This window comes from Aquibacillus albus (assembly GCF_016908325.1).
In the GTDB taxonomy this organism is placed as follows: Bacteria; Bacillota; Bacilli; order Bacillales; family Amphibacillaceae; genus Aquibacillus_A; species Aquibacillus_A albus.
This window is the reverse complement of record NZ_JAFBDR010000008.1, coordinates 126597-138206: the sequence shown is the minus strand read 5'-3', so window position 1 is coordinate 138206 and position 11610 is coordinate 126597. Positions and strand designations below refer to the sequence as shown.

At 33.1% G+C, this 11610-nt stretch carries 9 protein-coding genes; all 9 read right to left on the bottom strand.

Going from position 1 to position 11610, the window contains the following annotated elements; all coding sequences use genetic code 11:
* Positions 1-37: 37 nt before the first annotated feature.
* The 9 genes from JOC48_RS09110 to JOC48_RS09070 all read right to left on the bottom strand — a co-directional run bounded on the left by JOC48_RS09110 (position 38) and on the right by JOC48_RS09070 (position 11607).
* Positions 38-1318, bottom strand: coding sequence for an O-antigen ligase family protein (locus JOC48_RS09110; RefSeq protein ID WP_204498923.1), 1281 nt, complete (start codon positions 1316-1318; stop codon positions 38-40).
* Between the two features lie 122 nt (positions 1319-1440).
* Complete coding sequence (locus JOC48_RS09105; protein ID WP_204498920.1) at positions 1441-2661, bottom strand: nucleotide sugar dehydrogenase; 1221 nt, start codon at positions 2659-2661, stop codon at positions 1441-1443.
* A gap of 21 nt (positions 2662-2682) precedes the next feature.
* The gene (locus JOC48_RS09100) at positions 2683-3540 is read right to left on the bottom strand and encodes an NAD-dependent epimerase/dehydratase family protein (protein WP_204498918.1); all 858 of its coding nucleotides are present in this window, start codon (positions 3538-3540) and stop codon (positions 2683-2685) included.
* Positions 3541-3552: 12 nt separating this feature from the next.
* Positions 3553-4770 (bottom strand): glycosyltransferase family 4 protein, encoded by a 1218-nt coding sequence (locus JOC48_RS09095; protein ID WP_204498916.1) that lies wholly within the window; start codon positions 4768-4770, stop codon positions 3553-3555.
* Positions 4767-6548, bottom strand: a complete 1782-nt coding sequence (locus JOC48_RS09090) for a heparinase II/III family protein (RefSeq protein ID WP_204498913.1) — start codon at positions 6546-6548, stop codon at positions 4767-4769. The genes JOC48_RS09095 and JOC48_RS09090 overlap by 4 nt, the downstream gene beginning before the upstream one ends.
* A 27-nt stretch (positions 6549-6575) precedes the next feature.
* Positions 6576-7208, bottom strand: a complete 633-nt coding sequence (locus JOC48_RS09085) for a sugar transferase (protein WP_204498911.1) — start codon at positions 7206-7208, stop codon at positions 6576-6578.
* 427 nt (positions 7209-7635) lie between these two features.
* Positions 7636-8514 carry a UTP--glucose-1-phosphate uridylyltransferase GalU gene (gene galU, locus JOC48_RS09080; RefSeq protein WP_204498908.1) on the bottom strand — a complete coding sequence of 293 codons (879 nt, stop codon included), beginning with the start codon at positions 8512-8514 and terminating at the stop codon, positions 7636-7638.
* A 148-nt stretch (positions 8515-8662) separates the two neighbouring features.
* Positions 8663-10486, bottom strand: a complete 1824-nt coding sequence (locus JOC48_RS09075; protein ID WP_204498907.1) for a polysaccharide biosynthesis protein — start codon at positions 10484-10486, stop codon at positions 8663-8665.
* A gap of 185 nt (positions 10487-10671) precedes the next feature.
* Positions 10672-11607, bottom strand: a complete 936-nt coding sequence (locus JOC48_RS09070) for a Wzz/FepE/Etk N-terminal domain-containing protein (RefSeq protein ID WP_204498906.1) — start codon at positions 11605-11607, stop codon at positions 10672-10674.
* Positions 11608-11610: the final 3 nt, after the last annotated feature.

The window sequence follows — 11610 nt, the reverse complement described above, 5'->3', positions numbered from 1 at the left end:
ATTATTTTATAAATTCCATGTTTTTGCTTTAAAAAATTTATATATCTGATCTTTCCTTTAGCCTATTAAGAGAATCTTGACAACCAATTAAAAACCAAATTAAAAAGGAACTCATCGGTTGTGTAAAATTACTTTGAGCTATATTAGAGCCTAATAAAATCCCTATAATTATACAAACAATTGAAACTGATATGGATTTTAATTGTTTGTTATTTTGCCTTTTAATATATTTAGCTGTTCTGAATATAAACATTAATAAAAAGGAAAAGAAAGCCACTGTAATGAATATTCCTGCATTTCCAGCTAACTCTAGATATTGATTATGAAAACCTGTTATCTCATCTGACCTAAACATCGAACCAAATAAGGGATGAGAGTAGACTTGATGCAAACCTTGTTCTAGTCTTTCTAAACGAACAGATATGCTATTGTTTGCATTTAAAATTCTATGAAAAACCGAAAGGTTTAAACTATATAAAACCAAGAGAACACCAAAACTTAGAAAAGCTAATATTAACTTTAAACGATATCTTAAATTACCGAAAAAGACTAATAAAGAAAAACTTATACCAAAAGCTAATAATGCATTTCTTGAGTTAAGTTTAGTCATTACGATAATAGCAATAATAAACAGAATAAATAATAGGTTTTTTTTGTAAAATGATTCACTGTTTAAGAACCAATTAAACAATAAAATTGCAATAACAGCAATAACTACCGGATAGTAATCATAGATTTGATAAACTGTTAAAAAAAATACCTCGTCTGTTAAAGGTTTTGAGCCCAAAAGTATCTCAAGGCCATAATTGACTATGTTTGAAATTACTAAAAGTATAAAACCTATAATAGCTCCTACTACCATTATTTTGATTATAAATTCAAACTTTTTAATACAGTCAATATAATTTGTTATTATAATATACACTAACAATGGAACTGTCATCTGAAATACAAAGATCAAATCAGTAATTTTATTACTAATTAATATGCCAAAAAATGCCAATAAAAAACAAACATAAAACAAAAAAATGTATTGCTTTGTCAATGATGTAATAATCCATTTTTCTCTTAAAACTATTTTTTTATATGTAGTTGCTAATAATAACCATATCATAATAAAAAAGCTTATTGGCAAATTTATTCCGGGCTGATTACTAAATACAGACGTACCTAAACCAATAACCTCTGGTCCCCCGACGTTTATAAATAAGGGAAAACCTATGAAAAAAACCCATACTTTTAGTAAGAAATCTCTACTCCATATCCTTCCCAATAAATTTACATCCTTCCACTTATAAATACCCATACTTTTATCCATTTTATGATTAAAGCTTTTAATCATAATTTTTATTTACATTTAAACTCTAATCCCTTTATATTCCATTTCTCCTACATACTTACAATCATTAAGTAAACATAAAATACTTAAATTACTTCAACTTATATTTTATATGAACTCTCAAAAGCACAGATATTTTTAGCATCAAGAACTAACTTCTCTTTAATTAAATCTTTATTATTTTTAATGTGATCATGCCCCACCATAACTACAAGAATTTCTATCTCATTTAAAAAGTCTTCAAAGTTCATAAATTGATGGTCTACAATTCTTTCCTTAACAAATGGGTCAAATACTTTAACTCCAAATGCTAAATGCTCGTCCATTCTTTCTAACAATTGAAGTGTAGGGCTCTCTCTTGTATCATCAACATTTTCTTTATACGCTAATCCATAAAGACCCACTTTTGATATATCCTTTATACCATGCTCTCTCATAATATCTCTAATTCTTCCTAATACATGTCTGGGCATAGAATCATTAATTTTCCGTGCAGTTAGAATTAGGTTAGTTAAGTCAGGATAGTCACCGACTAGAAACCAAGGATCAACAGAAATACAATGCCCACCGACACCTGGTCCTGGTTGTAATATATTGACTCGCGGATGCATATTAGCAATTCTAATAATCTCATAAACATCCATATTATCGGTACGACAAATCTTAGCTAATTCATTTGCAAATGCAATATTAATGTCACGATAAGTATTTTCTACAACCTTAGACATTTCTGCAGATCTAATATCACTTACAACAATTTCTGCTTTACAGAAATTTGAGTAGAGGCCTTTAACCTTCTCTCCTATTTCAAGATTATCTGCACCTATTGTTCTTGAATTATACTCAAGTTCATAGATCATTTTACCTGGAATTATTCTCTCAGGAGCATGTAATAGATGAACATCTTCACCAATAACATATCCTCTTCTTTCTATTTCTGGGCGTATATATTTATCAGTTGTCCCTGGTGAAATTGTTGATTCAATAATTAATGCTGCACCCTTTTCACAAATATCTAGAACACTATTTACTGCAGAAATAACATATTTTGGATCAAGTTTCTTACTATCTTTTATATAAGGTGTTGGAACAGCAATAATATAAGTGTGTGTTTTCTTGTATTCTGTTGTAAATTCAATACCATTGGAAATTGCTTCTTGAAAAAGTTCTTCTAAGCCTTCTTCCTCAAAAGTAAGCTTACCCTCAGTTAATGAATTTACTAGATTGGAGTTATAATCAGTTCCAACTACTTTTAACCCACTTTTTGCAAACATTAGAGCAGTGGGTAGGCCAATATAGCCGAGTCCAATAATATTAATCATTTAAATACCTTCCTTCGAGCATTATCTTTCTGATACTTCCAGCTTTATTCCCTCTTCAAAGCTTAATGGATTATATCCTAAATCTTTTTTTGCTTCTTCATATGAAAAATCCTTATTTTCATTAAGCCTTAGTACTTGTTCAGCTTTCAACTTAGGCCTTTTTGATACCTTTTCGTACATTTTTAATAAGTTATAGCTTAACTTCATAGGTATATGAATTTTTACTACCTTTTTCCCTAATGCTTTACCTGTTATATCAACGACTTCATTATAGGAGAGTGCCTTGTCACCAGAGATATTATAAGCCTTCTTAATACTTATGTTTTTTTCATAAGCACTTACAATAGCTATTGCTAAATCTTTTACATATACTGGTTGTTGCAAATAGGTACCTGAACCTAATATAGGGAGTACAGGTAATCTTTTTAAATATTTTACTAATCTCCACATATTGCGATCTTTAGAAGTCCCATAAATCATGGTTGGACGAATAATTGTATAATCTAAGTTGCTTTCTTTTATTAGTTTTTCAGCCGCTAATCTGATCCCTTTACTATCAGGATTTAACTTAGTAAATATGCCTGTAGTACTAACAAAAATGGATCGCTTTACTCCTACTTCTTCACATGCATTTACTATATTGGGGCCATGTCCAAATCCCAGAGAAGCTATGTTAATTAGCGCCTCTTTTCCCTTTAGCGCTTCACAAATTGACCTATAGTCTTCTAACTCACCATAAACATAATTAACATTTAATCGCTTAATTTTATCAAGATCACTAGTTTTTCTTACAAAACAAGTAACTTCATGACCTCTTTTCACTAGTTCTTCTAGAACAAACTCTCCTAGAAAACCTGTAGCACCTGTCAGTAAAATCATCTAAATCTCCCTCTATGTTTCACTTATAATTTTTAAGTATTGTTCTGCGAGCTTCCTTCTTGAATAATTCTGTTCAACAAATGCCGGACCATTTTTCTTTAATTTTTCCAATAGTACCTTATCGCTTTTAAGCTTTTTAATTGCCTTCTTTATTTGTTCTGGATCATCGGGTTTAACTACTTCAGCTGCTTTGGACTCTTTTAAAATATCTGCTGATTCCCCTTCTAAACTAGCAACTATCGGAACACCGCAGGCCATTATCTCAAACATCTTCGAGGGGATAAAAGTCTTGAACAATTCTATGTCCTTTAAAGGAATTAACGATATATCAGAAGTGTTATAAAACTCTTGAATCACCTCTTTAGGCTGCGAATCAACAAAAGTAACATTCTTTATCTCCTGTTCACTAGCTATTTGCTTTAATTTATCTTTTTCAGCACCTTCACCAATAAATAAGAATTGAATTTCCTTGTCGTCTTCTAAGCTCTTAGCAACCTTTAATATGGTACTCAAATTTTGGGAAATACCATGTGCCCCTACATAAGAGATAACAAATTTTTCATTCAAATTATATTTTTTGATTATGTCCTTATTTTTTTTCTTAGGGTAAAATAAATCCTGATTCACTCCATTTGTTATAACATGTACTTTGTTCTCATCGATACCTCTATTAACAACATTCTCTTTAAATGATTTTGTTACCATTATTAGTCTTTTGCTCTTTCTGTAAAAAAACAGCTCCATCTTTTCTAGTGTATCTGTTATGAAACCCTCTTTCATAACTCCTAGTTCTATCATTGCCGCAGGCCACAAATCTCTAATTTCAAGTACAAATGAAGCTTTTTTTCTTGAGCTATACCAATATCCCGAAAAGATAGAAAAGAATGTTGGTGAACTAGTTATTATTACATCCGGATTTTTTATTTTCCTCATGGATAGTAATACAGAAGAAAACATGAAAGATATATGGCCTAATGTCTTTTTAATAAAACCTTTATTAGGTGTAGCATATACATAATTCCTATGCACATGGATACCATCCATTTTTTCATACATGTATTTCATACCTCTGTATTTTTTAGGTATTATTCCTGTAGGATGGTTAGGAAAACATGTAACCACATGTACTTCATTACCAAGTTCTACCCAATGTCTAGCCATCTCATATAATCTTGCGGATGGGGCTCCTATTTCAGGTGGGAAATAGTGACTTATAACAACTATCTTCATAACATAACTCCCAATTCTTCATAGTTAATAATTAGTTCTTTATCTCCAGTTATTTTAATTCCATTGTCTAATTCTTTTACTTTGTAGTTAGTAGAATTAAAACCTATTAAATAACCAAAATAATGTCGATTTTTTTCCTTGTGAAAAACTAAATGTTTATTATTTTCTTTAGCATTAAATTGTTCGGAATACCAACCTTGCTTTACATTTACATTATTTATTCCTATTGGTGCTAGCTTAATTGTTTCACTACCTTTATTTGCTTGGACAATTTCACCTTTAATTTCCACTCTTGTTTCAGGTGCAAAATGTAAATAACTTTTAATATTGTCTTTCATATGATCATTTACATAATCTAAAATGATTATTGTATTTTCATCTAAATAACCAATATATCTTTTATGTTGATCACCAGTATATGAAACATAGGACCCGGCATAAAATTGAATATTTTTATACAAGAATTGCTTTCTACTAACCTTATTTATACGCTTAGCCACTCTAAAGCTTCCCCAGAATTGTGATTGTTCTTGGTCTGATATAGAAATAGTGTTATGAGCTTTCGTACTTCTAAAGTAATCCCTCCATTGACCATTTTCATACTGATAAGTGCCAGAATTAACAATGAAAGGAACTCCCTTGATTGATAATTCAAAACTTAATGCATCACAATGGCCATGAGCAGGAAGATAAGTTGGACAAATTTCTCCAGTATCTAAAATTAGCTTCTTATTCGAATCTTTGATAATATAAAATCCACTTTCTTCAAAGATTGTTTTGGTTACTGGAACTAACCCAAAATATTTGCTACATGTTTCTAATAGAGCCTTAAAATCCTTACTAACTCCATCAGCACTATCATTAAATGCTGGTGTCTTACCGAAGCCCTTTTCAAAACTGTATGTTACATCTATCATTTTTTGAATATAGAATATTAGATCATCATAAATTTCTTCGTCTTTTAGCCAATATGTTATTTTAATTAAATCTTCTAGTATTATTTTGTGATACATGGGACTTAGTTCGAAATGCATTCCGTCTTCTAGAATTTGTTCCATAAGCTGCTTAAATAATTCCCTTTTAAACTTTTCTTTGATTTTTGTATCTTCAAAAAAAACACTTCCAATGATAAGTGCTTTAATATTCTCAAAATAATGATTCCCTAGAACATCTTTTTCTAAGTTGGCTTGTAAATATTGATACTGCAAAAACAGAGATTCTCTGTATGTCTTATCAAACTCTCTATCTAACTTAATAGTTTCTTCAAAAATTCGATACGTTGCTATCCAATTAGTTAGTCTTAAAGAAATAGTATATGGATGCCAACCATCACCATACGCATACGGGTTATTATTGATCCAATTTTTGATCATGTCTCTATATTTCTCATAGTATTTTGTTTGATTATTTCCCATAGAAAACTCATAAGCTAATTTGAATAAGTATTCAAAATAATGTAAGTTATATCTCCACAAATGCTGTAATTCTTTGTTATTCCAGGCTTTAGATAATTCTATTTGGTTTGTTAAATTAATAAATGTAAATTTATCCTTAAAGATGTCATCAACGTCAAACCTTTCCAAATATTCCTTATCAAAGTCTATTTCAGGTATAATGTAATCGTAACCTTCCCTAACCTTTACTTCGGTGGGTATTTTTACAGATAATAATTTCCTTGTGTACAGTTCTCGTTTCAATCTATTAAACACTCTATAATATATCTGTGAAGGTTTTAGATACTTTACCGTGTTTACAAATAATGTGATTTTATTATCCATCTATCAGCACCTTACCCATCTCTTAATTTATTTTGCTTGATTTTTTGTAGCAGCAACGTCTTTTTTGGTCGTCCTTCCCGTTCCACCTTCAACAACCCCGTCACTTTTAACAACACTTACAATTGTTCCAAAGAAGCACTTAACATCCATCCTTAAACTAATTCTTTCAACGTACTCTCCATCTAATTTTGCCTTTACTTCAATAGGCAGTTCATCTCTACCATTAATCTGAGCCCAACCAGTCAACCCAGGTGGAACATTATTTGCACCATATTTATCCCGTTCAGCAATCAAATCATATTGATTCCACAGTGCTGGCCGTGGGCCGATAATACTCATTTGCCCAACAAAGATATTCCAAATCTGCGGTAACTCATCAAGTGAAGTTTTTCTCAAAAAGTTACCCATTTTAGTAATATACTGTTGAGGGTTTTCCAGCAGATGTGTAGGAGTGTCCTTAGGCGTATCTATTCGCATAGTGCGAAATTTCAAGATTTTGAAATGTGTTTTGTTGATACCAATACGCTTTTGTTTAAATAGAACCGGACCTCTTGAGTCGATCTTAATACCAATAATTAGTATTAAATAAATCGGTGATAATACTATAAGTCCAATTAAAGATAGAATGATATCAATCAGTCTCTTTATCTTCAAATACATACCGTAAAACTCCCTTTAAAAGTTATTTAGTAAATTAGGACTCAATTGGACACTTTCTTCCAATCAACTACTAAACCACTAAATTAATCCACTTCAATAAATACCTCTCAATATCTATTCAACATCTACACAAATACAAAATAGATATTTACCTATCTAGTAATCCTAACTGAGTTCCCTCCAATTATATTTACCATTCAATCAGCTACTAATTTAAATAATTAGTAGCTGATTGTTCAAAATTATACAAATTTCGCATCTGCTACCTACAAGGGCATCTAACCCTTCCTCACACCATACTAACGACAAAAGTGTCTAAGGTGTATCACCCACAGCATAGCCGAGTGCCTCCATTGATAAAGGTTAAGGGAGACATTACCAGTAAATATTTCTCTAACATTCCATTTGAATGTATTTAAAAAATATGTTAACCATCTACTTTTTCTGGTACCAAACCACTAATCAACTCTTCCACCTGCGCCCCTAACTCCTCATCCTTCAATGCAAACTCAATCGTCGTCTTAATAAAGCCCATCTTCTCTCCAACATCATACCGCTTGCCCTCAAAATCATAGGCAAATACACTCTGACTTTCATTTAACATCTGAATCGCATCCGTCAACTGGATTTCTCCACCAGACCCAACTTCTTTTCGATCTAAGTACTTAAACACCTTAGGCGACAAAACATACCTACCCAAAATCGCAAGATTTGAAGGTGCTGTTCCCTCAGGCGGTTTTTCCACAAATCTATTAACCTGATACCTTCTACCCTCTTGCACACTAGGATCAACAATGCCATACCGATGTGTATCCTCATCCGGCACTTTCTGCACCCCAACAACCGATCCACCAGTTTCTTCATATTGATCAATCAACTGCTTTAAACACGGAGTCTCCGCCTGGACAATATCATCCCCAAGCAACACTGCAAAAGGCTCATCACCGATAAACTTACGCGCGCACCACACCGCATGTCCTAGTCCCAGTGGTTCTTTTTGTCGTATGTAATGGATATCAACTTCCGCCGGTTGCGTTGCTTTTTCCAGCAAATCAAATTTTTCCTTTTTGATTAAGTTATCTTCTAACTCAAAGTTGTTATCAAAATGATCCTCGATTGCCCGCTTCCCTTTTCCTGTCACAATAATGATATCTTCAATACCGGACGCAATCGCTTCTTCTACAATATATTGAATCGTCGGCTTATCTACGATTGGTAGCATCTCTTTCGGCATCGCCTTCGTTGCTGGTAAAAACCGTGTACCAAGTCCAGCTGCGGGTATAATTGCTTTTTTTACCTGTTTCAAAGCTATTCCTCCGATCATTATTAATAGTGTTCAAAAAGTACCTTTTAGATTATAAGGAAAAGAGCATATGCAAATAGGTACGTAAGTACCGAAAAAGCAAAGAACCATTTCGCAAATTATTATTTAGCGCCTTTTCAAACCACATCTATCAACTATTCACAACACCATAAACTTCCATCTCCCGATTATTCGCTAACGACACAACGTAATCTTTCAAATAGTGTTGGTCAAACATCATATGGTTAGATACTAAATTATCAACTTTGTCATATTCCACTTCCACGGACTTCCCAATAAATATTTTCGGATAGACTGGTTTTGGATGTACTTCTTTTTCACTAAGTAATTCCTCGAACAGCTTCTCTCCTGGTCGGATTCCAGAAAATTTGATGCCAATTTCATCGACGGTATAACCAGAAAGCCGAATCAGGTTTTCTGCTAAATCAACGATTTTAACTGGTTCACCCATATCGAGGACAAAGATTTCTCCACCTCGAGCGAGCGCACCCGCTTGCATCACCAATCTTGAAGCTTCCGGAATCGTCATGAAATAGCGAGTCATCTCAGGATCTGTTACTGTAACGGGGCCGCCTGCTTGAATTTGCTTTTTAAATAATGGAATGACACTTCCACGACTGCCGAGCACATTTCCAAATCGAACCGCAACAAATTTTGTATTGCTTTCTTTGGCAAGATTCTGTATCACCATTTCAGCAATTCGTTTCGTTGATCCCATCACATTGGTTGGATTCACAGCTTTATCTGAGGAAACAAGTACGAATGTCTCCACACCAAATATATCTGCTGCTTCTGCAACATTTTTTGTGCCAATCACATTGTTCTTGACCGCTTCTTTCGGATTATATTCCATTAGTGGTACATGCTTATGTGCTGCGGCATGGTAAATAACTTCTGGTCGGTGAAAGTCAACCACTTCTAGTATTCTTGTTTTATCTTGTACATCTGCAATAATAGGAACTATTTCAAACGATTGCTGATAGGCCTGTCTTAGCTCCATATCAATCTGATATATCGAATTTTCCCCGTGTCCAAGTAGTATAATTTTCTTCGGATGAAACTTACATACTTGACGACAAATTTCTGATCCAATTGAACCACCTGCACCGGTCACAAGGATCGTTTTTTCAGTAATTTTTTTCTTCAAGCTATCGGTATCAAGCTGTACTGGATCACGACCTAACAAATCTTCTACTTCGACTTCACGGAAGGAGTTTACCGATACTTTTCCGGTTACGATATCTTCAATCATCGGCATAATTTGTGTTTTCGCATTTGTTTTACTGCATTGCTGGTAAATCGCCTGAATTTCACTTTTGCTTAATGAAGGAATAGCGATAATTATATGTTTGATATTATAATTTTCAACGATTTTTACAATCTCATCCGTTTTCCCTTTTACAGGCACCCCATATATTTCAAGCTTTTGTTTCGTTAAGTCATCATCGACAAATGCGATTGGGTCTATATCCGAATCATTGCTTTTCATTAACTGGCGAACCAACATAGTACCAGCTGAACCTGCTCCAACTATGAGTGTACGTTTTTTTGAATTGTTTGGTTTAATAAAACGATCTCTAATGATTCTCCAAGAAAAACGCGATCCACCAATTAATAGAATATGTAGCATCCAAGTTAATACAAGTACCCGTTTATACATAGCACCCATAAAAATCAGTTGAATAACCCCAGTTGCAGCAACCGAAAAGGTAATTGCCTTAACAATCGCAATCAGTTCCCCAACACTCGCATATTCCCATGCTTTATGGTAAAGCTTGTATCGAAAGGCAAACGCATGGTGACATACTAATAGGGATAACGAGCTAAACAATAAAGTTGGGTAAGGGTTTGAAGCATACATCGGCTGTAAAATAAAATACCCAATAAATATCGAAAATAAGACAATTAACGAATCCAGCCCAACTAAGAATATAATTCGTTTGTGGTAACTCATATTGTTCCTCTCCATTTACAAAAATAAAAGGATGAAAACAAAGAAGCTTGTCTATTCATCCTTTTCCTATGATGACTAACAACTATGGACCTATTACAGATTACTTAAAGTAACTTGGTCATTTAATTCTATTATACTATTTCTCGACACTATTTGAAGGGTTTTGTAAAAAAATGTTATTGCCACTATTTACTAGTTTCATCTCGCCAATAGGCGCGAAAAAATACAAGTCCTACGGAAACCATTAAACCGATCACAAATGCTATTGCTGTATTTAGTAGTACATTTGGTGAAACTGGATTGATTGGCTCAAATGGTTGTGATAAAACCGAAAATTTATTGTCTACTTTATAAAAATCTGCCAGGCTTCGTCCCTCTTCATAGCTACTGTAATATTGGTTATATAAGGAGGTTAAATTCCTTATTTTGCTATTAATTTTTTCAAACTCCACTTGTTTGGTTCGATCTAAGTTTTGAAACTCTTCCAAATCTTCACTATTTAAAATGAATTGATTACTGTTACTTGTTACTGCATCCATGACAACAATTGATGGTAATCCTTCTGATACTCGCATTTGATTGTATTCTGCCAATAATTGATCCAAGGATTGCTTTTCTATTTCAGCTTGTTCTCTAAATTGATTGGATAAGGTGATTAAACGGTCACTAATTAATTCTTCAGTATAAATCTTCGCTTCTTCAACAATACTTGTTAACGTTTCTTGAATTTCTGCAGGGTTTGTACCGGTAAAGGTCAGCTTAATTAAATTACTATCTTCTGTCAATTCAACTGATAAATTATTTTGATAACTTGTTAACTCTCTTTCTGAGGTTGGGGTCTTATCCTTTACTCTTCGTAACACTTCTAATGAAGCAACTCTTTCCATAAAAATTTGAGGTGACACTGCTTCATTCAAATATCCAGTAAAAGCGGATGAGCCCGTTTCATTTTGCTGTACACTGTTAATTAATACTGTAGCAGACGTCTCATATTTAGGTGTTAAGAAAAAATTACTAAATATGGCTGCAAGTAATGTTACAACGATTGTAACACTTATAATCGTTATTTTCCCTTCCCATAGTATTGTCAATATTTCTTTCAAGGATATTTCTTCTTCCATGTG